The following is a 22,577-nucleotide window of genomic DNA, read 5'->3' on the forward strand; positions in this document are numbered from 1 at the left end:
GCTGTGCGTGCGGAAATCGAGATGGTCGCGCTGCCCGCGGGGCAGGTGACGCTGTCGGATCGGCGAACCCAGCGGAGTTGGGCGGTCGAAGTGGCGGGTTTCGGGCTGGCGGCGTTTTCGATTACCCAGTCGCAGTATGAACAGGTCACCGGTGGGGCGCCGAGTGCGTCTCGGGGTGATCGGCTGCCGGTCGAGGGTGTTTCGTGGCTCGATGCGATCCGGTTCTGCAATGGCCTGTCGCTGGGTACGGGTTTGCCGCCCGCATATCGCGTGCACGACGACGAGGTCGAGTGGGATGCCGATAGCGACGGGTACCGGCTGCCGACCGAGGCCGAATGGGAGTATGCGTGCCGGGCGGGCACTTCGGGCCCACGATATGGCGAGCTCGACGAAATCGCCTGGTATCGAGGCAATTCCGCGGAGCACGTGCACGAGGTCGGCGGCAAGCTACCCAACGCCTGGGGCCTGTACGACATGCTCGGCAACGTATGGGATTGGTGCTGGGACATTTACGACGCCGAGGTGTACGACTCATATCGGGTGCTGCGCGGGGGTGGGTGGTCCGATGAGAAGTGGAGCTGCCGGGCCTCGGTGCGACGGCGCAGCCATCCGACCTACCGGATCGATGATGTCGGCTTCCGGATAGCGCGTTCGATTCTCGTCTGAGCCCGCGCCTTATCGCTTGCCGCTCCAGAACTTCGGCAGCTTGCGCTTGCCACGCCCATCCAGTGCGCGCATCAGTCCGGTCACCACTCGCAACCGCGCCCGCGAGGCCGGGTACCACGCCAGCTCACGCCTCATCGCCGGCCCGCGTGGCACCGTAATCGCTTGCTGGCGACAGTATTTCCGGATTCCGGCGGGGCCGCCCCATCGCGCGCCCACCCCGGAATCTTTCCACCCACCCATCGGCAGCGCGAAGCTGAACAGATTCGCGAAGGCATCGTTGATATTGACCGCACCCGCTTCCAGCCGCCGCGCCACCCGCTCGCCGCGCTTGCGGTCACCGGTCCACACCGTGGCCGAGAGCCCATAGACCGAATCGTTGGCCAAGCGCACCGCCTCATCCTCGTCGGCGACCTTCAGCACCGGAATGGTCGGGCCGAATGTCTCCTCGCTGATGCAAGCCATCGAATGATCCACATCCACCAGCACGGTCGGTTCGAAGAAGGTCCCGACCCCGCTCGCCTTGCCGCCGGTGGTGATCCGCGCGCCCGCGGCTACGGCCTGTTCGACATGGCGGGCCACGATATCGCGCTGCGCCTCGGTTGCCATCGCGCCGATATCGAAGGCGAACCCGCGCCCATCGTGTCCCTGCCGCAGCTTGCGCACCTGTTCGGTCAGGCTGGTCACGAACTCGTCGTAGACCGGCGCCTCGACATACACCCGCTCGATCGACACACAGACCTGACCGGAATTGAACAGTCCGCCATAGGCGATGCCCGCCGCGGCCCGCTCGATGTCGGCGTCCGCGAGCACGATCGCTGGATCCTTGCCGCCGAGTTCCAGACTGTACGGGGTCAGCGTCGCTGCGCAGGCGGCCGCGATCGCCTTACCGGTCTTGGTGGACCCGGTGAACTGGACGTAGTCGACCGCCTCGACGACTGCGCGTCCGGTATCTCCACGCCCGGTCGACACCGCGAATACCGGTGGCGCACCGATCTCGGCCCACCCTCGCGCCAGCGCGACCGCACTCAACGGCGTTACTTCCGACGGCTTGACCAGCACCGCGGCACCAGCCATCAGCGCAGGCAGCGCATCGAAGCACACATTGAGCAGCGGAAAGTTCCACGGCGTAATGATCCCGACGACCGGATGCGGCCGATAGGTCTTGACCAGGCGCTTGGTCCGGCCGAGCGGACTGTGCGGAGCCGGATGCTCATCGAGCAGGAATTTCGCGGCATTGCGCGCCCAGTACTTGATCAGATTGACCGCGGCGGGTACCTCGATCTCCGCATCGTAGCGGGTCTTACCGGTTTCGGACTGGACCACATCGGTGAGCTCGTCGGAATTATCGATCAGCCAATCCTGCAGCCGAAACAGCCATTCGGCGCGCTTGTTCGAGCCGATCGCCTCCCATTCCGGCTGGAGAAGGCGCAATTGGCGGACCGCCGCGGCGACCGCAGCACTCGATTCCTCGGGCACCCGGCCGGTGACGCTGCCGTCGGCCGGATTGTGTACCTCGATCTCGACCTGCTGTTGCGCCGTACTCATCCGGCTCACCTCCTGCGCTGTGCCCCCGCCCTCCAGCGTGGCATTTCCGTCGGTCTGGCACCGGGTGTTCCGATTTTCCTGCGATGGAGAAGAAAGGATTGATACGTTCCGCCAATAGCAAGACGGGACCGGCTTCGACGAGGATGCAGTTAGTGTTCGATTGGGATCTACTGCGTAGCACCTCCAGCGTGCATGTGCTGATGGAATTGGCGCAGGAACGTGGCATGTCGCCGCAGGACTGTCTCGAGGGCACGAAACTGAGGCCCGAGGCGGTGAGCGATCCCGATGCCGAGGTCACGGCACGTCAAGAGGTACGCGTCGTGCGGAATCTGCTTGCGCGATTCGGCGGTGAACCAGGATTGGGTGTCGAGGCCGGGAACCGCTACCACTTATCGCTGTACGGGCCGTGGGGGCTGGCGCTGCTGAGCAGTCGCACGGTGCGCGAGGTGATCGAGGTTTCGTTGCGCTATGTCGATCTGGCCTTCGTGTTCGGCCGGCTGATCTTCGAGGAGGGACCGGCCGAGTCGCGGGTCATCTTCGACGATTCGCAGATTCCGGAGGATGTGCGCGCCTTCCTGACCGAGCGCGTCATCACCGGTATCCAGTCCATCGGCCGCGAGCGGTTCTCCGCCGGTGTGCCCGCCACCCGGATCAGCTTCCGTCATCGGGCTCCGGCGGATACGACGCGCTACCGCACCGTCTTCGGTATCGAGCCGGAATTCGACGCGCCGGTCAACGAATTAGCCTTCGACAGTGCGTATCTCGATGTCGCACTGCCCCAGGCCAACGAATGGGCGCGCGGGACATGCGAACAACTGTGCCGCGATCTGCTCACCGCGCGCCGGGCCCGCACCGGCGTTGCCGCTGCGGTGCGTGATCTGCTGGTCCGCAATCCGGGCGAGATTCCGGACCAAATCGCCGTCGCCGCAGCGCTTTTCATGAGCCCGCGCACACTATCTCGTCGCCTGCGCGAAGAGCGCACGTCCTTCCGCGACCTCTTGGACGAAGTCCGTCAAATGATGTCGGAGGAACTGCTCAGCCACACCGATATGACCACCGAACAGGTCGCCGCCCGCCTCGGCTATGCCGAGGCCGCATCCTTCATCCGCGCATTCCGCCGCTGGCAAGGCTGCCCACCCCAGGAATTCCGAGCCCGCGGCACTCTCGTCGGCACCAGCTGAACCCTCGACCATGCGCTGGTCGCCGCAAATGCCGAGAGGAATTGCGTCAGTGCGTTCTCGGCTGACCAGCATTGGTTTGGATGATGGCGGATAGCCAGGGGGTCAGGCCGGGGGCGAGGGTGTCGTAGAAGGCGGTGTAGCCCGGGTCGGTGAGGTAGGTATGGGCGATGCAGATCTGCATGGCGGGGGTGCAGTCGAAGTAGGTGTCGATGGAGGCGCGGTGGCGTTCGGCGAGGTCGTTGGCTTCGTCGCTGCCGGGCAGCACTCCGGCGCGGTAGGCCGCGACCAGGTCGGCGTTGAGTGCGTCGACGGATTCGGCGATCTGCTGCCAGTCCTCGGCGGTTCGGTTCGCGGCGCGTTCGGCGTACTGGGCCCACTGCACGGTGTCACCCCAGCGGTCGTGGGCCTGCGCGGTCCAGGTGGGTTGCCAGTGCTCGCCGAAGATCGCCACCTGTTCCTCGGCGGAGAGCAGGATTCCGGACTCTCTGGCCTCGATCATGCGGTCCATCCCATCCGCCATCTTTTGCAGGCGGACGGCGCGCTCGCGGAGTTCGTCGCGCTGCCGACGCAGCGACACCGTCGCATCGGTGGCAGGCGCATCCAGGACCGTTTTGATCTCATCGAGAGGTACGCCCAGCTCACGGTAGATGAGTACGCGATGGATGCGGGCGAGGTCCGCACTCGTGTAGAGCCGGTACCCGGCGTCGGTGCGCTCGGTCGGGCACACGAGCCCGATCGCATCCCAATGGTGGAGTGTGCGGATCGTGACGCCCATGCGCGCGGCGGCCGCACCGACGGTGAGACCGGCATCGCCCTGATCAGTCACACCGCCCAGTTTGACAGGAACGCTCATGCCGGCGGACCTCCGATCCCCATGGACCGCAAATTCTCGGCCTCGGCACTGTCCGGATCGTACGGTCGCGCCGCCGTCATGATCACCCGTGTGTTGTCCGGCGTGCGGATCTCGAGGTCGACGGTATTCCACGGCATCGGACGCGGCCCCGACATGCAATCGGGCAGCAACTGCTCGCATGCGGCCGCGATCTCGGCGAGCTGGCTCAGCACGCAGGAGAAGCTCACGCTCAGCTCGGTTGCCGCCGCGGGCTGGTCAGCGGATAAGAGCAGGACATCCTGGAATGCCCAGCGCCGCAGATGGGTGAGTCGGCCGGGGACAGAGAACAGGTCGAAGAAGCCGAGTCCGCGCGTCCAGAAGTCCACCGACACAGCCAGATCGGCCGTCGGCACCGTGACGAACATCGGCATCCCGTAGATGCCGCGGAAAAGTTCCGGCGCCACGGCATCGTGGGCGGGTACGGGAACCGGACTGATATCGAATGCTGGGTAGGTTTCGCTCACCGCCACATCGTCGAGCCTGACGTAACGTCAGGGTCAAATCACAGCCCGTCGTCTTCCCGCGCAACCCGATTCACCTCGCGCACCAGGCGAACGATCTCCAACTGCTGCCCGAGGGCCGATTCACCTTGGGGCTGGGCACCCAGATTCGTCCGCAGATCGAGAAGGCGCTGGACCGAGATGGTGAACTGATCGACGACGACATCCTCGGAACCATTGCGGCGCGCGGCAAACCGACGACGGTCGCCGCCGATATCCGCGACCGTGCCGGGACAATCTCCGATCGGGTGTGCTTCTATCAGCCCTATGCGCCCAGCAGTGAAACCATGGCCGAACTGGTCCATGAACTGAAAAACTCAGGCGCGGAAGCTATTCAGCCTGGCTGTTTCCACCTCGGGCAGAGCCGGTGCACGCCGACTTTCACCTCCTTGCCACCACTGGGTGATATCGGCAATCGCCTGTCGCCGGCAGTCGCGGTGTCAGCCTGTGCACCCTGATTCCGTCGCGCGCGGCACTGGCGACAACTCTGACGGAACCGAGCCCTTTCACAGGTGAAAGCCGCTATGCCGCACGGAAGAACAGATAGTCGAACAGGGCCAGAATCCGGTCGATGCCGAATTCATCGGGTTGGTCGAGCACCAGGCGCGCCGCGGTTTGGATGGTGCCCTGTACGACCTCGGCCAAGACATCCGGATCCACGCCATCGGCATCGGGCTGCTCCACCAGCCACAGCCCCAGCGCCTGCCGCAGCGGTGCACGCAATTCGTCACGAGCCGCGGCGACCCGTTCCCGCAGTACCGGCGGCACACCGTCGATCGGGAAGTACACCAGCCGCCAGGTGTCGGGCATCGCGCAGACCTCGGCGAGGAAGCGCCCGAGCATCGCGGGCAGCTGTTCCGGTGCGGCGGAAGCGAAGTCGGGTGCCGTGGTGGTCTCGGCGACCGAGCGGGCCACCGCCGCCGCCATGCGGGCGGTCTCGCGTTCTATGAGCGCCTCGAGCAGTTCGTCACGGCTGCCGAAGGAGTCGTAGACGACCGGCCTGGTCACCCCGCCGCGCTCGGCGACGGCAGCGATGTTCACACTGGTGAACCCCTCTTGCGCCACAAGGCGCAATGCCGCGTCGAGTAATTGCTCACGTCGGTCCGCAGGCTGAAGCCGCTTGGCGTACTTGCGTTTAGGCGGTCGAGGTGCCGATTGCTTCTGGGGCGCTGCTTGTTTCGCGGCGGCCATCGCTACTGCTCCCCGACTCCGGCGGCGACGACCGCCCGGCGTGCCAGCCAGCGCAACGTCTTGGATACCGCCTCGCGCCGTTGCGCGCCGTCCGCGGCGAGGACCAATCGGGCACCGGTCTCGCTCGCACTGATTACCGCGTGGCTCAACAACTCCTCGTCCATCTCTCGCTCGGTGAGCGCGGCGACCAGCGCGAGCACCGCTCGACTGCGCGCCCGCAAGGCCGCACGGCCACGGTCCACTCGTTCGTGCGCGGTATCGGGCAGCCCGTCGCCGGGCATCAGCACGAAACGCCAGCTCTGCGGTGCGGCCGAGACGAGGTCTAGAAAGATGTCGACGGCATCGGCCGAGACGTCCGCGGCGATCGCGGCCAGGTCCGCGCCCTCCTGGAAGACCGGAGTGGCCTCGGCCGCCATGGCCAGTACCCGTTCTTCCTCGCGATCGAGCAGTGCCTCGAATAGTTCGTCCCGATCACCGAATTCGGCGTACAAGCCGGGTCGGGTGATGCCCGCCGCGCGCGCGATCGCATGCATACTGGCGCCGGCGTAACCCTCGCGGACGATCAGATCCCGTGCCGCGTCGAGAATGTCGTCGCGTCGTGTTGACAATTACCCTCCAACGTCGTGTGACGGACACCCGTTTCAGATTTGCTTCCGGCTGGGCCAGTGTACGCATTTCACACACGCCCGCCACGGATTCGACTTCCCAGCTCACGCGAATCTCTTAGCGCCGCAACGGTGTGCGTTGAATTTGATTGCGTTGTATTCGATGCGCCGCAATGTTGGCGTCAAACAGGCATTCAGGATTCGGCAGCGGCGCGTCGGAAGCACCGATATCGCCTGCGGCACCGGCATTCTCGCCGCCCGCATCGAAGGCCAGCTGCGCCCGGATGTGGTCCACGGCTGCGATGTGTCGGTGGGGATGTCGACGCAGGCACGGTCGCGGTCGGATCGGGTGCGCCGGCGAAATCGGCAGGCCGAGGATTTTCGGCATTGCCAGACGGAGCGGTTGACGCCGTGGTATCCACACACGCCTTCCATTTCTCGAACATGCTGCGCCGGTCGCGGAGTTCCATCGGGTGCTGGTGCCGGGCGAGTTGCTCGCGATCGTGATCAATAACCCGCGTAGCCGATGGGCGAGGCACCTACAGCCGCCTGCCGTGGGGACTCGCCTACTTTCGGTCGCCGGAGCAGATGCGTTCACTGGTCGAGAATCACCGTCATTGAACAGCGGCGGTACATCGGCCACTGCCGAATGCGCTGGTACCGGACGTGCTGACGGTCGCAAGTGCTGATGCCGCCACCCGTGGCATGCTCGTCGTATAGGCGATTTCCGACCGGAAGGCGGGTGCGATGCCCGGATCAGTGCCATGACCGAGATCGTGTGGTACGCGTCATACGGCTCGAATATGCATCTGAGCCGCCTACGCTGCTATCTGGCAGGCGGCACACCCGACGGCGGCGCGATCACGCTGCCCGGCTGCCGTCGCGGGGCCGAACCGCTGCGTTCGGTTCCGCTCACGCTCCCCGGCCTGCAATATTTCGCCACCGAATCCCTGACCTGGACCGGCGGCCGAGCCTTCTACGATCCCGACGCCGCCGGTGAAACCGCCGCCCGCGGCCACCTGGTGACCATCGATCAGTTCTGCGATATCGCCGCCCAGGAGATGTACCGAACACCCGGCACCGACCACGACCTGTGCGAGGCAATCACCCACGGCCGCATGACGCTCGGTCCCGGTCGATACGAGACCCTGGTCTGTACTGGTACTTTCGAAGGACATCCGGTCCTCACCATCACCGCGCCTTGGCGCTATACCGACCTGCCCGGCAACCCGCCGTCGGCCGCCTACATACGCCACCTCGCCGCAGGCCTCACCGAATCCCACACCTGGACAGTCGAAGAGATCGCCACCTATATCGCCACCCGCCCCGGAGCGGACCTCGGCTGGACCGCCGACACCATCGCCATGCTGCTGGATCCTCAGGCCACGTGCATGGATGCGGACACGATCGCGCCGTCCCGAACGACGCGGTCGCCATGAGAACCGCCGGGTACCGTCGCGCGGCTCAGCCGCCGAGGATCGGGCGGCAGCGGCCTCCAGGGCCGTCACCACCCCGGCTGGCGAAACGCTGCCGACCACCGACCTGGCGACGGCATGCAAGAGTCGACCGCGCGCCTGGATCTGCGCGTTGACGATCTCATTGTCGATGCGGCGGGCGCGGTGAAACTCGGTGCGTGCCTGGCCGATGAGCAGCCGGGCCGGATCGCTGGCGTGTGTTACTGGATCCGGCCGGTCATCCGTTCTGCCTGAACGCGAATATTCCGTTGCTGCCCTAGGTACCCCGGCCCTAGCGAACATTGTCCGCGATGCGGAGAATTTCGTCGACGATCAGGTCGGGTTCGGTGAACATGATGAGGTGACCGGAGCGCTCGGCCTCGACCAGTCGGCCGTTGGGAAAGGCGGCGGCGGTACGGCGGTGGGCGGCGGTCAGTGCGGTTCGGGTGGTCTTGTCGAGTCGGGGAAGTTTGGTGCCGGTGATGACACTGACATCCAAGGCGCCCAGTTCCTGCGGCTGGTCGCGCAGGCTTCGCAGGCCTGCGCTGAATTGGTCCTGTTCGGCGATCATGGTGCGCGCGGCGCGCGGGGTGAAATCCTCGGCCCGGTGATCGGCGGCGATATCGGCGGGCTGCTTACCGCCGATCCGACTGCCGAGCAGACGGTAGAGGCCGCAGCGGGCGAGTTCGGGCAACAGGACGCGGGTCATCGCGTACCGCTTTTCCGCGGAGGGCAGGAAATACAATTCGCAGTTCTCGTCGCTCTGATCGACCAGCACGATGCCCTGGATGCGGGTCGGATCCGCAGTCGCGGCGACACGTACGATGGGCCCGCCCCAGCTGTGACCGACGAGAATGAAGGGACCATCCCCCAATTCCGCCAGCACGGCGGCGAGGTCGTCGGCCATCCGGGTGATGGTGCGTGGGTTCGGATCGTCATCGCTGCGGCCGGTCCCGGCGCGGTCGTAGACAACGGCGCGCATGCGCTCGGCGACCACTGGCTGCACCAAGCCCCAGATCGAGCGGGAGAAACCCATACCCGATTCGAAAACAACGGTCGGCCTACCAGTTCCGCGCACCATGTAGTGCAGTCGACGGCCATCGGATGTGGTCGCGAATGCGCTCGTACCGAAGGTGTGCTCCTGCCCGAGGGCCTGCTCCGTCACTGTGCCCAACCTACCGTCTCCCTCGCCCTTCGAGCCGCGGTGGCCCGATAACAGGACTAGACAACTTCGGGCGGCAGCGCAACAGGCTCGATTTCCCCGCCGCGGACCGGAGCCTGCGGCGGGCGGCGCGAAACCGGTTGGTATCAGCTCAGTTTCAGCGAACGACCGATGATCTCCTTCATGATCTCGGTGGTGCCGCCGTAGATGGTCTGGACGCGGGCGTCCATGTAGGCCTTGGCGATCGGATATTCCTTCATGTAGCCGTAGCCGCCGTGCAGCTGCAGGCAGCGGTCGATGAGATCGATCTGCTCCTCGGTGCTCCACCACTTGGCCATTGCGGCGTCCTCGACCGATAGCTTGCCCGCGTTGAGGTCCTCGATGAAGCGGTCGACCAGGACACGGACGGCAGTGGTCTTGGTGGCCAATTCGGCCAGCACGAACCGGGTGTTCTGCAGGGCTCCGATCGGCTTGCCGAAGGCCTTGCGATCGCGCACGTACTGGATGGTCATCTCCAGGCAGGCTTCCATGGCGGCAGCCGCCATGACGGCGATCGACATGCGTTCCTGCGGCAGGTTGTTCATCAGGTGGATGAAGCCCATGCCCTCGGTACCCAACAGATTCTTACCCGGAACACGGACATCGGTGAAGCTCAACTCCGCGGTGTCCTGCGCCTTGAGACCGAGCTTGTCGAGGTTGCGACCGCGTTCGAAGCCGGGCATGCCGCGCTCCACGACGAGCAGGCTGAAGCCCATCGCGCCCTTGGCGGGATCGGTCTGGGCGACCACGATGACGATATCGGAGTTGATGCCATTGGTGATAAAGGTCTTGGCGCCGTTGAGGATCCAGTCGTCGCCGTCGCGGACCGCGCGGGTCTTGATGCCCTGGAGGTCGGAGCCGGTGCCCGGTTCGGTCATCGCGATGGCGGTGATGATCTCGCCGGAACAGAAACCGGGCAGCCAGCGCTGCTTCTGCTCATCGTTGGCGAGTTCGAGCAGATAAGGCGCGATCACATCGTTGTGCAGGGCGAAGCCGAGGCCGGAGTACTGGCCGCGCACCGACTCCTCGGCGACTATCGCGTTATAGCGGAAGTCCTTGACCCCGCCGCCGCCGTATTCCTCCGGCATGGCCATGCCGAGGAATCCCTGTTTACCGGCCTCGAGCCAGACCTCGCGGTCGACAATGCCCTGCTCTTCCCACTTCGCGTGATTCGGCGCGACATGCTGATCGAGAAACTTGCGGAACGACTCCCGGAACAGCTCGTGTTCGGGCTCGAACAGTGTGCGCTCCACGCCAACCTCCTAGTAACCCCACGGCCGGTCCACACCGACCCGTCGTCCCCCACACGTTACCCGCAACAAGAACCCCCGTTCACTTCCAACCCCAGAATCCCGCCCTCACCTGCCACCCAGGAAGCGCGCAGCGGGCGAGAACGCGCTCATGGAGGTTCGCTCTCGGTCGACGTGTGCCCGCACCACCGCATGATGAGCCCGTCCGGTCAGGCGGGCAGGCCGAGTCCCTGGGCGAGGACGGGCCAGGAGGCCTTCAGGGCGTCTTCCCAGTAGCCCCACGAATGGGTGCCGGTGGGTTGGAAGTCGTAGGTGGCGGGGATGCCGAGTTGGTTCAGGCGGGTCTGCAGGTTGTGTGTGCAGTAGTTGGTCGCGGCTTCGAGTGCGCCGCCGACGGCGACCTGATCGGCGAGGCCACCGACGCCGGGCAGGGCGTGCGACCCGTTCAGGGTGTCCCATTGGCCGGGAATGCCGGTGCCGTCGGAGATGAACAGGTCCAGGGCGCGTAGTTGGTCGGCGTGCACGTACGGGTCATTACCGGCCCACATCGGATCACCTTGCGGCCCATACATATTCGTCGAATCACCACCGCCCGCAGCGACCACGGCGTTGACGAAGTCGTAGCCGATGGGGTCGGAAATCTGCGCGCAACCGCTGTAGGCGGCCACCGATTTGTACAGGCCCGGCGCGGCGATCGGCAGTTGCAGTACCGAGGTGCCCGACATCGATAGGCCCGCAATGGCATTGGTACCGTTCGTGCCGAGTCCGCTATTGATGAGCGCAGGCAATTCCTCGGTGAGGAAGGTCTTCCACATGTTCACGCCGAGCTCCGGATCGGGGGCACGCCAGTCGGTGTAGTAGCTCCATTTTCCGCCGACCGGTGTGACCACATTCACATCCTTGTCGTCGAAGAATTGCGCGGCATCGGTCTGCGCCTGCCAGGTCGCCGAATCCTCGCCACCGCCCGCGCCATTGAGTAGATACAGGGTCGGACGCGGGGCAGAGGTGTCGGCGGGGCGCTGCACATGAATCTCGATGTTCTTGCCCATGGCAGCCGAGTACACCTGCAAGGTCAGATTGCGGTTGTCCACGACCGCGACATCGGCGACATACGAGCCGTCGGACGAGCGCGACGAGGTGAGCAGTTCGCCGGACGCGATGACCGGATCGGCGACAGCGGCCGCCGACGCCAGAAAACCACCCGAAGCGGCTGGAAACGCCACCAGAGCTGCCGCTACACCCGCTACCGCCACCATTCGCACTCTCGTTCCAGCCATTCGGCCAAGGTATGGAGAGTTACTGGCAAATAACTGAGAGCAGACTCAGAACAGACTGCGCAGTCGACCGAACAGGGTGCGACCAGGATCACGATCGCGCTCGCTGAACAGGAACTTCAGTTCTTCCTCCAGCTCCTTACGCACTATGTCACGCAATTCCACCGCGGCGGCGTGCTTATCGGTCGCATCGCGCCACGGCGTTGGGTCGATGGGCGCACCGGCGGAGAAGTAGAAGCGCTCGGGACGCGGGATGCCGGTGGGGCCGACGCCGCGGATCAGCGGCGGGGTGAGGTCCCGGTTCAAGCCCAGCGCCTCGACGGCCCAGCGCAGCGGTCGCATGACGGGGTGGTCGCCGTCGAAAACGATGTCGTAGGCGTCGTCGACGCCGATCATCGCCACCGGCACGATCGGCGCACCCGCCTCGATCGCCATATGCGCGAAGCCGGAACGCCCCTCCCACTTGAGGACGTACTTCTCGTTCTTGCGGCGCACCGCTTCTCGACCACCGCCCGGAAATACGATGACGGCCTCGCCGCGGGCCAGCAGTGCCAAGCAGTTGCGACGGTTACCGCGCACCGTACCGAAGTGGTGCAGCAGCTGACGGATGCCGGGCACATTGATGAGCACATTTTCGGCCAGCCCGCGGATCAGCCGACCACGCCTGCGCAGCACCTCGGGCAGCAACAGCGGGGCGTCGATGCCGCCCATCAGATTATGGTTGCCGACCAGCAGCACCGGCCCATGCGCCGGAATGTTCTCCAGACCGTAGAACCGCGGACTCGTCCACGCACGCAACGGCGCGAGCAGGGTGTCGAGCACCCGAATATCGGTGTCGGTGAGCGAAACCGACAGTGGCGCACCGTCACTCAGCGCCGGGCCGGTGAGCGACGAATCACCGGAGTGCCGATCACCCGAATCGGCCGCACCGGAGTGGTCATGCGACATTTAACCCTCCTGATGTCGATTCGATGACGATAGCGCAACGAATTCGCCTGCGTCGCACCGGATGTGCCCAGCATGCGCTACCGACCGGCCGGTCCGCGATCGAATCGTGCTGACTCCGGTGCGCCAGGTAGTCCACAACCGCGATCGGCGACCGCTCGCCAATCCTCGCGGCCCACGATTCAACGGACCGTCGGCACACCATTGCTGTGCGCCCTGTGTCAACGGCATTGCGTCCGACCTGGCCCACTCGATGCAACGCCCGATAACGACGCGACGGTCGATCGAGACCACAGCTCAGTGCGCGACACCATCGGCCTCGGGCGAATCTGCCCCCTCCGGCTCGGACGACCCACCGGCATGCGCAAACGGCGACAGCGCCGCCGCCAGTGCGTGCGGGACGCGGGCGCGCACCCGAGTGCCGCCCTCCTCGTGCTCGGAGGTGGTGATGCGACCGTCCGCATGAATGCGGGCCAGCAGATCGCCACGGGTGTAGGGCAGCAGCACACTGATTTCGACATCGAGACCGCCGAGCACCTCGGCGAGGCGCTCGCGCAGTTCGGTGATGCCGGTGCCCTTCTGCGCCGAGACGTAGGAGGCGTCGGGCAACATCGCGCGCAGCCGAGTGAGCTCGACCGGGTCGACCGCATCGATCTTGTTGACCACCAACAGCTCCGGCGGCGCGGGTGACCCCGATTGCTTGATCACATCGGTGATCACCTCGCGGACCGCCTTGATCTGTTCGGCGGGCAGCGGGTCGGAACCGTCCACGACGTGCAGCAGCAGATCCGCGCCGGTGACCTCCTCCAGAGTGGACCGGAAGGCCTCGACCAACTGGGTCGGCAGATGCCGCACGAATCCGACGGTATCGGTGAAGACGACCTCGCGGCCGTCGTCCAGTTCGGCGCGACGGGTGGTCGGATCCAGGGTCGCGAACAATGCGTCCTGGACAAGCAGGCCCGCCCCGGTCAGTGCGTTCATCAGGCTGGATTTGCCCGCATTGGTGTAGCCGACAATGGCGACCGACGGGATACCGCTGGAGGTGCGACGGGACCGTTTGGTATCGCGTGCGGTCTTCATTTCGCGAATCTCGCGGCGCAGCTTGGCCATTCGCTCGCGAATGCGGCGACGATCGGTTTCGATCTTGGTCTCACCGGGACCACGCAGACCCACACCGCCGCCGTTGCCGCCCGCGCGACCGCCGGCCTGCCGGGACATGGACTCACCCCAACCACGCAATCGCGGCAGCATGTATTCCATCTGGGCCAGCGACACCTGCGCCTTGCCCTCGCTGGAAGTGGCGTGCTGGGCGAAGATGTCCAGAATCAGTGCGGTCCGGTCGATCACCTTGACCTTGACGACCTTCTCCAGCGCGGTCAGCTGCGCCGGAGTCAGTTCACCGTCGCAGATCACGGTATCGGCACCGGTTTCCAGTACCACGGCGCGCAGTTCGTCGGCCTTGCCCGAACCGATGTAGGTGGCCGGATCCGGCTTGTCGCGACGCTGGATCAGTCCTTCGAGCACCTCAGAACCCGCGGTCTCGGCGAGCGCGGCCAGTTCGGCCATGCTCGCCTCGGCCTGCGTGGCGGTGCCCGTGGTCCAGACCCCGACCAGCACGACCCGCTCCAGTCGCAGCTGCCGGTACTCGACCTCGGTGATATCGGTGAGCTCGGTGGACAGACCCGCGACACGCCGCAGCGAGGAGCGCTCGTCGAGCTGCATCTCGCCGACCGTGGGATCGGCGGTCCAACCGGACCGGCGCATCCGCGCGGCGTGCTCGGCGACTACATCGCCGGTGTCTTCCGTCGTGTCCTCGACGGCCTCGACATGGTCATTGTCGTCGTCGGCCGGAGTGAATTCAAAAGTCTTCGATTTCGTCATACATCATCCATGCTGCCACGAGTACTAACCGATGCGCATTCGGTTATCCCTGGATACGGCCGAGGACGGTCATCCTGGCTTTATACAGGCGCGCGGTATCGGCACTCAGCTCCGCGAAAGCGACGACCACCAGTTTTCGGCGATCCGCCCCGTCGCGACCAGCACCGACGGTCCACGCAACCAGGCCACGCCCTCGACGAGGCGGACGGTTACCTCGCCACCGAGCACTCGTACGCGCACCTCGCCGCTATCGGTGGCGATACGGAAACCATTTGCGGCCAAGGCCGCCGCCGCGGCGGCGACGGTTCCGGTTCCGCAGGAACGGGTTTCGCCGACTCCGCGTTCGTAGACGCGCATATCGACCGCACCGTGCTCCAGTCCGGTCAGGATCTCGACATTCACGCCCTGCGGGAACAGGTCCGGGTCGAAGCCGGGTGCGACGGTGAGATCGAGTTTCGCGAGCGCGTCCGCCGACATATTCGCATCGACGCAGGCCAGGTGCGGATTGCCGACGTCGATGCCGATGCCGGGCAGCGCCCAACCACCGATGGTCGCGGTGGAGGAACCGAGCTCACGAACAATGCCCATCCCCACGGTGACCTCGCCATTGGCAGGGCCGCCGGAATGCACCGTGACCGGACGCGCCCCTGCCCGACTGCCGACGACGTATTCTGCACTCGATTCGAGCCCCTTCGCCGCCAGGTAGTGCGCGAAAACCCGCACCCCGTTGCCGCACATCTCGGCGATCGAGCCGTCGGCATTGCGGTAGTCCATGAACCAGTCGGTATCGGTGATGCCCTCGGGAATCTCGGCGAGCACACCCGCGTCCCGCAGTGCCCCCGCGCGCGCCACCCGCAGCACACCGTCCGCACCGAGTCCGCGGCGACGATCGCACAGCGCGGCGACCCGGTCCGGCGTCAGGTCCAGCCGAACTTCCGGATCGGGCAGCACCACGAAGTCGTTCTCGGTGCCGTGGCCCTTGGTGAACTCGATATCCGACACGTCGCGCATTCTCCCTGCTTATCGTCCTCGAACCAACGTACGGCGCTGCCGCGAAATTTCGTACAGCGCGACCGCGGCGGCCGAGGGCGCACCGAGCGAGCTGGCGGTTCCGCCCATCGGGATATAGACCATATCGTCACAGGCCTCCTGCCAGGCCGCGCTCATGCCGCTGCTCTCATTGCCGACGACCAAAATCGTCGCCTCGGCGAAGTCGTAGTCGAAGACGGCATCCGCGCCGTTCTCATCGGTGCCGACAATGCGGGTCGGGATGCCGCGCTGGATCTGCCGGTCCCGGAATTCGAGTACCTGCGCGACTCCGGCCGCCCGGAAGACGGGCACGGCGAACAGCGAACCCGTCGATGCGCGGACCGCCTGCGGATCGTATTGGTCGGCACCGTGACCGGTCACGATGATTGCGCTGGCACCGAACGCGTCGGCGGAGCGGATGAGCGTGCCGAGATTGCCCGGTGAGTTGGGCCGGTCGAAAACCACCACAACAGGTGGCGCGCCGTCGCCGGGTTCGCCGGGTTCGAAGGTGTCGAGCTCGGGTTGCCTGGATATCGCGACGGCCACCAATTCCGGTATACCACTGGACTTTTCGCCGAGTTCGGCCATCAACTCCGGCACCAGGCCGACCTGCTGCACGCCGCTGGTCTCCAGTAATTCGCGTGCCCAACTCGACAGCTCCGGCGCGCCGATGCGGTAGAGCATCGTCTCCAGCGGCCAGTCGTTGGCGATCGCCTGGGTGATCGGGCGCACGCCCTGCACCAGGAAGCGGCCGTCGCGGTGGCGCTTGGTCCGGTTGTTCAGGTACGCCTGCCACACCTGGACCGAGGCATTGCGGGTACTCACACGACGTGTCACTGCGGGATCCGTTCCTTCTCGAGCAGGGACAACGCGGTCGCGACCAGTTCGGGATCGGCGCCGTCCACCCACCGCACCCTGGGATCGCGGCGGAACCACGAGCGCTGCCGCCGGACATAGCGCCGGGTGCCGATCAGGGTACGTTCCTGCGCGTGGTTCAGGTCGTATTCGTTGTCCAGGTACGACAGGACTTGTGCGTAGCCGATCGCCCGGCGCGCCGTAACACCCTCGCGCAGACCCATATCGATCAGTCCGCGCACTTCGTCGACCAGACCGGCCTCGAACATCAGCGCGGTGCGCCGTTCGATGCGCGCGTCGAGTTCGGCGGTATCGCGGTCCACACCGATGATCACGGTGTCCCAGCGCGGTTTTCCGATGACCGGCGCCGAGGCCGCGAACGGGCGGCCGGTGAGTTCGACGACCTCGAGCGCTCGCACCATGCGACGGCCATCGGTCGGCAGGATGGTCGCCGCGGCAGCCGGATCGGCCGCTTTCAATGCCTGGTGTACCGCACCGACGCCGCGCTCGGCGAGCAATGCCTCCCAGCGCGCGCGGACCGTCGGATCGGTGGCCGGAAATTCCCAATCGTCGAGCAGCGCTTGGACATACATCATCGAACCGCCGACGATGATCGGCGTGCGGCCACGCGCCATGGTCTCGCGCACATCCACACTGGCCGCGGCCTGGTAAGCGGCGACGGTAGCGGTTTCGGTCACCTCGAGGACATCGAGTTGGTGGTGCGGGATATCCCGGCGTTCGGTGGGCAGGAGTTTCGCGGTGCCGACATCCATACCGCGATAGAGCTGCATCGCGTCGATATTCACGATTTCGCCGCCGAGTCGTTCGGCGAGGTCGAGACCGAGATCGGATTTGCCGGTGGCGGTGGGGCCGACCACGGCGATCGGCTTTATCACCGATCGCCTCCCGATGCGCTCGGCCGCCAGACGCTCACCTGATATCCGACGCCGAAAGGGGCATCGCTGTACAGGGTTTCGACAGATGGTGCGACCGGATCGGCGACGAACAGTCCGGCGAGCACCTGATAGGCCGCGCGGCCGGACAGCACGAGTTCGGCGCACAAGTCCGGATCCAGGGCGAGCAATCCGGCGGTATCGCCTCCGGCCAGTGCACGGTCCAGTTCGCGCTGCACGTCGGCCGCGCGCTCGTCGAGGTATCCCGGTGCTTTGAGGGTCAGTGTGGCCGCGCCGTCCGCGACGACGAGCACGCCCGCCTGCTCAGGCGAATCGTCCAGGGCGGTACGCAACTGCGCGCCGACCCGGGCGCACCCGTCGGCGGGCGTGTCGGCAGCGACGAGGGTCGTCGCGGCAACCGCATCCGGTGCGACCTGGCCGCGCAACCACCCGGCGATCAGGGCGGGCAGCGGCTGCTGCGGGTCCGCTGCGCCGGGCGTGTGCCGCGATCGCGACAGAGCGTCCGCCGACATCCCGACCTGCACGTCCGCACCGAAACCGCGGAAGGTGCCGACCGTATCCGGTCCGAGGACCTGCGCTGACGCGCCCACACCGACGACGGTCCAGTGCCGAGTCGTCGCGGCCAACGCGCCGACCGCGGTGAGCGCGGCCGCGCGCAACTCCACAGTCGCGTCATCGGAATCCGACCCGGCCGCGTACGCGACAGCGCCGCAGAGCTCGGGCACCAGGATCGGCGGCGACGGGACCAGGGCCGCAATGGAGAACACGCCGTAACCGTAGTCGTTCGCCGAATGCGCGATCCACAGCACCGCCGCGGCGTCCGCAACGTCGGGGTTCGAGTGTCTCTGCCGCAAACTCGGCCGAGATTGATAGTGTTCGAGGTGCTACAACCCAGGTCATCACGGGTTGATTTCCCTGGGAATCATCAGTCGGAGGGCATTGATCGATGGTTTACAGGGCTCGGACCGGGTTCAATGGAGTGAGCTAGGGCGTAACCAGGCAGCCGTGACGCGCGGCAGGGACGAGGAGCAATGAGCGAGAGCAACGGAACGGCGAAAGCGACCCCCGGCAGCACGCCGCGCCCCTCGGACTCTCCGAAGGCCGCCGTGCCTAAACCTTCCGCCGCCCCGAAACCAGCCGCGACCCCCAAGCCGGGCGGGTCGACGGCCCATCCCAAGCCACATGCGGTCAAACCGGCTCCGGGGCAGGCCGCGCAGCAGCATCCGCATCCCCTCGTCGTCCCGACCGCCAGCGATCCTAGTGTGTGGGGTCGCGTCGATGACGACGGCACCGCGTGGGTGAAGACCGCCGAGGGCGAGCGCGTCGTCGGATCCTGGCAGGCCGGTGACGCCACCGAGGGCCTAGCGCATTTCGGCCGTCGGTTCGACGATCTGGCCACCGAGGTGGCGCTGCTCGAGGCGCGACTGGCCGCCGGGGCGGATGCCCGCAAGACCAAGGCAGCCGCGGTCGCCATCGCCGAATCGCTGCCCACCGCGGCGGTCATCGGCGATGTCGACGGGCTGGCGCGACGACTGCAGGCCATTACCGAACACTCCGAAGAGGCGGCCGCGCACGCCAAGGAGGAGAAGGAAAAGGCCAGGCACGAGCACACCGAGCGCAAGGAAGCGCTGTGCGCCGAGGCCGAGAAGATCGCCACCGAATCCACGCAGTGGAAGGCCGCGGGCGATCGACTGCGCGAAATCCTGGACGAATGGAAGTCCATCCGCGGCGTGGACCGCAAGGTCGACGACGCACTGTGGAAGCGCTACTCCAAGGCACGCGAGGCGTTCAACCGCCGCCGCGGTGCACACTTCGCCGAACTCGATCGCGAACGCGCGGCCGCGAAGTCGCGCAAGGAAGAGCTCTGCGTGCGCGCCGAGGAACTGTCCGGCTCCACCGACTGGGTCGGCACGGCCGGTGTGTTCCGCGATCTGCTCGCTGAATGGAAGGCGGCGGGCCGGGCACCACGCGAGGCCGACGAGGCCCTCTGGCGGCGTTTCAAGAGCGCCCAGGACGTCTTCTTCGCCGCACGCAATGCCGCGGTCTCCGAGCGCGACGCCGAATTCGAGCACAACGCCGCAGCCAAGGAAGAATTGCTGCACGCCTACGAACACATCGATCCGGCCACCGGTCTGGACACCGCCCGCGCCGCGCTGCGCGAACTTCAGGACAAATGGGACGCGATCGGCAAGGTCCCGCGCGAACGCATCCAGGAACTAGAAGGCAAACTCCGCACCATCGAAAAGCGCGTCCGCGATGCGGTCGACGCCCAATGGCGCCGCACCGATCCGGAGGCCATGGCCCGCGCCGCCCAATTCCGTGAGCGCGTCGCTCAATTCGAGGAGCAAGCCGCCAAGGCAACCGCCGCAGGCAATAAGCGCGATGCGGAGAAGGCGCTCGAGCAGGCCAAGCAGTGGCGCGAGTGGGCCGAGGCCGCAGAGGGCGCGGTCAGCAACCGCTGATCCGATAGCGCCGGGCGCTGGTGCGAAACGGATCGGTCGGGGTTTCACTTGTGCTGCGAGACCGCATTACCGCGCTGTAGTCGTCATGAAATCTGGTAGGGGACAGCCGTTTCGGCGAGAGACATGCCGTGTCCGGTCGGACGGATGGGCGGTGGCAGGACACCGTCGGCGACCACAGGGACGCCCTCGACCAGGATCGGTTCCAGGCGGGCGTGGTCGACGAACCATTCGAGGTGTCGCAGGTTGGGCACCGCTGCGGTGATCGGTGCGTGCAACGCCGGTGCGCAGTGTGCCGAGACATCCAAGCCGTGGGCGGCGGCGAGGGCGGCGCATTCGAGGAATCCGCTGTAGCCGCCGCATCGGGTGACGTCGAGCTGCAGGCAATCCACGGCGCCGACGAGTTGCGCGGCGTCGTAGCGGCTGTAGACGTATTCACCGGCGGCCACATCGCAGCGCACCGCGTCGCGCACTCGCCGCAGCCCGGCTGGGTCGTCGCTGGTGACCGGTTCCTCGAACCAGATCACACCGAGCCGGTCGAGTTCGGCGCCGACACGCCGCGCCTGTCCGACCCTGTACCCGCCGTTGGCGTCGACCATCAGGCGACCGGTCCCGCCGAGTAGGTCGGTGGCCTTCTCTACACGTGCGAGATCGCGGTCGGTCGCGCCGCCCCGGTCCTGACCGATCTTGATCTTCACGACAGAGCAGCCCGCCGCGAGCCAATCCGCTATCTGCTCGGCGAGTTCGCCGTCGGTGAGATTGGTGAAGCCGCCCGACCCGTACACCGGGGTCGCCGGCCGCGCTGAACCGAAGAGCTTCGACAGCGGTACTCGCAACAGCCTGGCCTTTAGATCCCACAGCGCGATGTCGACCGCGCTCAACGCATGAGCCACTACGGCTGTGGTGCCGATATTGCGGCAAGCGCGTTGCAGGGCCGCGCGGCAGCCGGGAATGTCGAGCGGTGAGCATCCCCGCAGAACGGGCGCCAGATCGTGCGTGATGACCGTGGCAGCCGCGGGGCTGCTATAGGTCCAGCCGAGCCCGTGTTCGCCCCCCGCTGTCAGGTCGACCGCGACTGCCGTGGTGGCGTCCCAGGTCAGAGTGCCGTCCGCCTCGGGCTCGGGTGTCGGGAACTTGTAGGCGGCGACCGTCACCGGGTCCTCGATCCGCACATCCGCGGCGATCATGTGAGGCCGCCGGTGGTGGCGCCTGAGAGCAGTTCGGCGGCGGGGCGTGGTCGGGCGGCGGGGACGAGGTGGCGAATCTGGATGCGGCGGCTCGCGTAATTCGCCATGGCCACGTGCAGCGGTGCCGTGGCAGGCCGCGCGGTAGTTCCGCGGAGTGGAGCGGGTACGCCGTCACGGGCCGACAGCCACAGCCTCACCAACCGTCCAGCGGCGACGAGGCCGGACTGGGTTGCGTAGCGGGCGGCGTTGAGCGCGCCGACGAGGTCGGGCAGGTTCCGATGCTCGGTCGGCGCGTGCAACATCCTCGCCCTGGTGGCACCCAGAATATCCGTATCCCACACGACGAATGCTGTCATTGCCTCGGGAGTACCCGGGCGGTCCTAGCTCTGAACCGCGCCCGTACCAGGCGCCCGGCCTGCCATTCGGCCGGTTCGGCTCATTCGGCTCATTCCGAGGAACATCGAGCCCAGGCCGAGCAGTACCGCGACCGCGCCGGCGACTACGTTGCTCCAGATCGTTGATGCGGTATCGACGTTCCCGCTCACCACCCAGGGAGCGACGATCGTCCATACACCGATCAGTGGAGCGGCCCAGACGATCCCGTGGGTTCGGCCGTACACCGAAGCGAATCCGACGGCCAGCATAGCCAGGGCGATCCCGACGATGAGGTTGTTCCCTGTCAAGGTCGTGAACCCGTTGAATCCGACAACCCAGGGCGAGATAGCGATATAGAGCCCGGTCAGGAACATCAGGCCGGCGACCGCTTGGGCGGCTGGCGCCTCCGAGGCGAGCTCATATTTCTCATGCTTGGCCCGCAACTCCAGGATGTCGGGATGCCGGCTCATGCTCATGGCCTCACTGGTCATGTCCTCCACCACCTTCAGACGCAGTGTGTGAATAGAGACTGTCGAGCGGAGACGGCCCACAGCCCTGACCGCCCGGCCCACGCAGCGTTATGTGATAATATCACGACATGATATATGAGTCCATGTCGGTGGCTGATCACCTCAGCGACGAGGAGTATTCGAGGCTGCTGACGTTCCGGGCCGGGCTCCGCCGCTTCCTGCATTGGAGCGAACGACGGGCAGCCGACGTGGGACTCACTGCCACCCAGCATCAACTGCTGCTGGCAATTCGAGGACATTCCGATCCAGCGGGCCCCAGCATCGGAGAAATCGCTGAGTATTTGTGCACCCGGCACCACAGTGTGGTGCAACTCATCGATCGCACGGAGCAACTCGGCCTCGTCGCGCGCAATCGGGAGGAGGGCAAGGACCGCCGCGTCGTCCGTCTCGCACTGACCGAAGCGGGTCGAGAAATCCTCGCACGACTCAGCGCGACCCATCTGGAAGAACTTCGGCGACTGACCCCGCTCGTCGACGCGCTGGTCGACCCCACCGCCATGCCAGCCTCGGAGGTAGCCTGTCCGGTTCGGTCGTAGTCTCGGCGCCCTGTTGAGGTCGAACGAACAGGGGCCTATCCGCCCATGATCGACCGTCACTGCCCGCCACCCAGCGGGTGTCTTCCCAATTCCAGCAGCATGGATCC

At 66.2% G+C, this 22,577-nt stretch carries 24 protein-coding genes and 1 pseudogene; 7 read left to right on the forward strand and 18 right to left on the reverse strand.

What is annotated here, in order from left to right; translation table 11 throughout:
• The first annotated feature begins 21 nt into the window (after positions 1–21).
• Positions 22–666: a formylglycine-generating enzyme family protein gene (locus ACIBI6_RS32990; RefSeq protein ID WP_396958893.1), complete on the forward strand. Its 645-nt coding sequence runs from the start codon at positions 22–24 to the stop codon at positions 664–666.
• Positions 667–675: 9 nt separating this feature from the next.
• Here the strand turns inward: ACIBI6_RS32990 and ACIBI6_RS32995 are convergent, their stop codons facing one another.
• A complete protein-coding gene (locus ACIBI6_RS32995; RefSeq protein ID WP_396958850.1) occupies positions 676–2,211 on the reverse strand; it encodes an aldehyde dehydrogenase family protein in 1,536 nt (511 codons plus the stop codon).
• A 152-nt stretch (positions 2,212–2,363) separates the two neighbouring features.
• Between ACIBI6_RS32995 and ACIBI6_RS33000 the strand changes: the two genes are divergently transcribed.
• The gene (locus ACIBI6_RS33000) at positions 2,364–3,392 is read left to right on the forward strand and encodes an AraC family transcriptional regulator (protein ID WP_364351761.1); all 1,029 of its coding nucleotides are present in this window, start codon (positions 2,364–2,366) and stop codon (positions 3,390–3,392) included.
• A 46-nt stretch (positions 3,393–3,438) separates the two neighbouring features.
• Here ACIBI6_RS33000 and ACIBI6_RS33005 read toward each other — a convergent pair whose 3' ends face one another.
• Complete coding sequence (locus tag ACIBI6_RS33005) at positions 3,439–4,245, reverse strand: MerR family transcriptional regulator (protein ID WP_364351758.1); 807 nt, start codon at positions 4,243–4,245, stop codon at positions 3,439–3,441.
• Complete coding sequence (locus ACIBI6_RS33010) at positions 4,242–4,748, reverse strand: VOC family protein (protein WP_364351755.1); 507 nt, start codon at positions 4,746–4,748, stop codon at positions 4,242–4,244. The genes ACIBI6_RS33005 and ACIBI6_RS33010 overlap by 4 nt, the downstream gene beginning before the upstream one ends.
• Positions 4,749–4,795: 47 nt before the next feature.
• Here ACIBI6_RS33010 and ACIBI6_RS33015 point away from each other — a divergent pair.
• Positions 4,796–4,912 (forward strand): annotated as a pseudogene (locus ACIBI6_RS33015) (LLM class flavin-dependent oxidoreductase); the annotation flags it as partial.
• Positions 4,913–5,306: 394 nt separating this feature from the next.
• On the opposite strand, the gene ACIBI6_RS33020 reads toward ACIBI6_RS33015, so the two are convergent.
• From ACIBI6_RS33020 to ACIBI6_RS33030, 3 genes are all read right to left on the reverse strand, one after another.
• The gene (locus ACIBI6_RS33020; RefSeq protein ID WP_364351752.1) at positions 5,307–5,975 is read right to left on the reverse strand and encodes a helix-turn-helix domain-containing protein; all 669 of its coding nucleotides are present in this window, start codon (positions 5,973–5,975) and stop codon (positions 5,307–5,309) included.
• Positions 5,976–5,977: 2 nt separating this feature from the next.
• Positions 5,978–6,583 (reverse strand): helix-turn-helix domain-containing protein, encoded by a 606-nt coding sequence (locus ACIBI6_RS33025; protein ID WP_364351749.1) that lies wholly within the window; start codon positions 6,581–6,583, stop codon positions 5,978–5,980.
• A gap of 115 nt (positions 6,584–6,698) precedes the next feature.
• Entirely contained in the window at positions 6,699–6,875 is a 177-nt protein-coding gene (locus ACIBI6_RS33030; protein ID WP_364351746.1) for a hypothetical protein, read from the reverse strand.
• 469 nt (positions 6,876–7,344) lie between these two features.
• Between ACIBI6_RS33030 and ACIBI6_RS33035 the strand changes: the two genes are divergently transcribed.
• Positions 7,345–8,019: a histone deacetylase gene (locus ACIBI6_RS33035; RefSeq protein WP_364351743.1), complete on the forward strand. Its 675-nt coding sequence runs from the start codon at positions 7,345–7,347 to the stop codon at positions 8,017–8,019.
• Positions 8,020–8,133: 114 nt separating this feature from the next.
• The gene (locus ACIBI6_RS33040) at positions 8,134–8,289 is read left to right on the forward strand and encodes a hypothetical protein (protein WP_396958851.1); all 156 of its coding nucleotides are present in this window, start codon (positions 8,134–8,136) and stop codon (positions 8,287–8,289) included.
• Positions 8,290–8,326: 37 nt separating this feature from the next.
• On the opposite strand, the gene ACIBI6_RS33045 is transcribed toward ACIBI6_RS33040, so the two are convergent.
• The 9 genes from ACIBI6_RS33045 to ACIBI6_RS33085 form a co-directional block, all read right to left on the reverse strand.
• A complete protein-coding gene (locus tag ACIBI6_RS33045) occupies positions 8,327–9,199 on the reverse strand; it encodes an alpha/beta hydrolase (protein ID WP_364351740.1) in 873 nt (290 codons plus the stop codon).
• Positions 9,200–9,342: 143 nt separating this feature from the next.
• A complete protein-coding gene (locus tag ACIBI6_RS33050; RefSeq protein ID WP_364351737.1) occupies positions 9,343–10,488 on the reverse strand; it encodes an acyl-CoA dehydrogenase family protein in 1,146 nt (381 codons plus the stop codon).
• A gap of 206 nt (positions 10,489–10,694) precedes the next feature.
• Positions 10,695–11,762 (reverse strand): alpha/beta hydrolase, encoded by a 1,068-nt coding sequence (locus tag ACIBI6_RS33055; RefSeq protein WP_396958852.1) that lies wholly within the window; start codon positions 11,760–11,762, stop codon positions 10,695–10,697.
• Between the two features lie 45 nt (positions 11,763–11,807).
• Positions 11,808–12,707 (reverse strand): lysophospholipid acyltransferase family protein, encoded by a 900-nt coding sequence (locus tag ACIBI6_RS33060; protein WP_364351731.1) that lies wholly within the window; start codon positions 12,705–12,707, stop codon positions 11,808–11,810.
• Positions 12,708–13,001: 294 nt separating this feature from the next.
• The gene (hflX, locus tag ACIBI6_RS33065; protein WP_364352053.1) at positions 13,002–14,468 is read right to left on the reverse strand and encodes a GTPase HflX; all 1,467 of its coding nucleotides are present in this window, start codon (positions 14,466–14,468) and stop codon (positions 13,002–13,004) included.
• Between the two features lie 222 nt (positions 14,469–14,690).
• Entirely contained in the window at positions 14,691–15,578 is an 888-nt protein-coding gene (gene dapF, locus ACIBI6_RS33070) for a diaminopimelate epimerase (protein WP_364352050.1), read from the reverse strand.
• Positions 15,579–15,605: 27 nt separating this feature from the next.
• Positions 15,606–16,451, reverse strand: a complete 846-nt coding sequence (locus ACIBI6_RS33075; RefSeq protein WP_364351728.1) for a TrmH family RNA methyltransferase — start codon at positions 16,449–16,451, stop codon at positions 15,606–15,608.
• On the reverse strand, positions 16,448–17,365 hold the full coding sequence (gene miaA, locus ACIBI6_RS33080; RefSeq protein ID WP_364351725.1) for a tRNA (adenosine(37)-N6)-dimethylallyltransferase MiaA: 918 nt from the start codon (positions 17,363–17,365) through the stop codon (positions 16,448–16,450). The genes ACIBI6_RS33075 and miaA overlap by 4 nt, the downstream gene beginning before the upstream one ends.
• Positions 17,362–18,150, reverse strand: a complete 789-nt coding sequence (locus ACIBI6_RS33085; RefSeq protein ID WP_364352047.1) for a hypothetical protein — start codon at positions 18,148–18,150, stop codon at positions 17,362–17,364. The genes miaA and ACIBI6_RS33085 overlap by 4 nt, the downstream gene beginning before the upstream one ends.
• A 264-nt stretch (positions 18,151–18,414) precedes the next feature.
• Between ACIBI6_RS33085 and ACIBI6_RS33090 the strand changes: the two genes are divergently transcribed.
• Positions 18,415–19,845: a DUF349 domain-containing protein gene (locus ACIBI6_RS33090; RefSeq protein ID WP_364351722.1), complete on the forward strand. Its 1,431-nt coding sequence runs from the start codon at positions 18,415–18,417 to the stop codon at positions 19,843–19,845.
• A gap of 83 nt (positions 19,846–19,928) precedes the next feature.
• Here the strand turns inward: ACIBI6_RS33090 and ACIBI6_RS33095 are convergent, their stop codons facing one another.
• The 3 genes from ACIBI6_RS33095 to ACIBI6_RS33105 are packed head-to-tail and all read right to left on the reverse strand — an operon-like array spanning position 19,929 to position 21,895.
• Entirely contained in the window at positions 19,929–21,029 is a 1,101-nt protein-coding gene (locus ACIBI6_RS33095) for an enolase C-terminal domain-like protein (RefSeq protein WP_364351719.1), read from the reverse strand.
• Positions 21,026–21,385 carry a hypothetical protein gene (locus ACIBI6_RS33100; RefSeq protein WP_364351716.1) on the reverse strand — a complete coding sequence of 120 codons (360 nt, stop codon included), beginning with the start codon at positions 21,383–21,385 and terminating at the stop codon, positions 21,026–21,028. Before ACIBI6_RS33100 ends, ACIBI6_RS33095 begins: the two co-directional genes overlap by 4 nt.
• Before the next feature lie 24 nt (positions 21,386–21,409).
• Entirely contained in the window at positions 21,410–21,895 is a 486-nt protein-coding gene (locus ACIBI6_RS33105) for an SPW repeat protein (protein ID WP_364351713.1), read from the reverse strand.
• A 107-nt stretch (positions 21,896–22,002) separates the two neighbouring features.
• On the opposite strand from ACIBI6_RS33105, the gene ACIBI6_RS33110 reads away from it, so the two are divergent.
• Positions 22,003–22,470: a MarR family transcriptional regulator gene (locus ACIBI6_RS33110; protein ID WP_364351710.1), complete on the forward strand. Its 468-nt coding sequence runs from the start codon at positions 22,003–22,005 to the stop codon at positions 22,468–22,470.
• The last annotated feature ends 107 nt before the right edge of the window (positions 22,471–22,577 follow it).

The sequence above is a fragment of the Nocardia sp. NPDC050412 genome, assembly GCF_044458825.1.
Taxonomy (GTDB): domain Bacteria; phylum Actinomycetota; class Actinomycetes; order Mycobacteriales; family Mycobacteriaceae; genus Nocardia.

Bases quoted from the DNA above. Each gene is read 5' to 3' on its own strand.
- ACIBI6_RS32995 (WP_396958850.1), bottom strand. From the start codon at position 2,211: ATGAGTACGGCGCAACAGCAGGTCGAGATCGAGGTACACAATCCGGCC.
- ACIBI6_RS33020 (WP_364351752.1), bottom strand. From the start codon at position 5,975: ATGGCCGCCGCGAAACAAGCAGCGCCCCAGAAGCAATCGGCACCTCGA.
- ACIBI6_RS33100 (WP_364351716.1), bottom strand. From the start codon at position 21,385: ATGACAGCATTCGTCGTGTGGGATACGGATATTCTGGGTGCCACCAGG.
- ACIBI6_RS33105 (WP_364351713.1), bottom strand. From the start codon at position 21,895: ATGACCAGTGAGGCCATGAGCATGAGCCGGCATCCCGACATCCTGGAG.
- ACIBI6_RS33035 (WP_364351743.1), top strand. From the start codon at position 7,345: ATGACCGAGATCGTGTGGTACGCGTCATACGGCTCGAATATGCATCTG.
- hflX (WP_364352053.1), bottom strand. From the start codon at position 14,468: ATGCGCCGGTCCGGTTGGACCGCCGATCCCACGGTCGGCGAGATGCAG.
- ACIBI6_RS33060 (WP_364351731.1), bottom strand. From the start codon at position 12,707: ATGTCGCATGACCACTCCGGTGCGGCCGATTCGGGTGATCGGCACTCC.
- ACIBI6_RS33005 (WP_364351758.1), bottom strand. From the start codon at position 4,245: ATGAGCGTTCCTGTCAAACTGGGCGGTGTGACTGATCAGGGCGATGCC.
- ACIBI6_RS32990 (WP_396958893.1), top strand. From the start codon at position 22: ATGGTCGCGCTGCCCGCGGGGCAGGTGACGCTGTCGGATCGGCGAACC.
- ACIBI6_RS33090 (WP_364351722.1), top strand. From the start codon at position 18,415: ATGAGCGAGAGCAACGGAACGGCGAAAGCGACCCCCGGCAGCACGCCG.
- ACIBI6_RS33040 (WP_396958851.1), top strand. From the start codon at position 8,134: ATGCAAGAGTCGACCGCGCGCCTGGATCTGCGCGTTGACGATCTCATT.
- ACIBI6_RS33110 (WP_364351710.1), top strand. From the start codon at position 22,003: ATGATATATGAGTCCATGTCGGTGGCTGATCACCTCAGCGACGAGGAG.
- ACIBI6_RS33095 (WP_364351719.1), bottom strand. From the start codon at position 21,029: ATGATCGCCGCGGATGTGCGGATCGAGGACCCGGTGACGGTCGCCGCC.
- ACIBI6_RS33055 (WP_396958852.1), bottom strand. From the start codon at position 11,762: ATGGCTGGAACGAGAGTGCGAATGGTGGCGGTAGCGGGTGTAGCGGCA.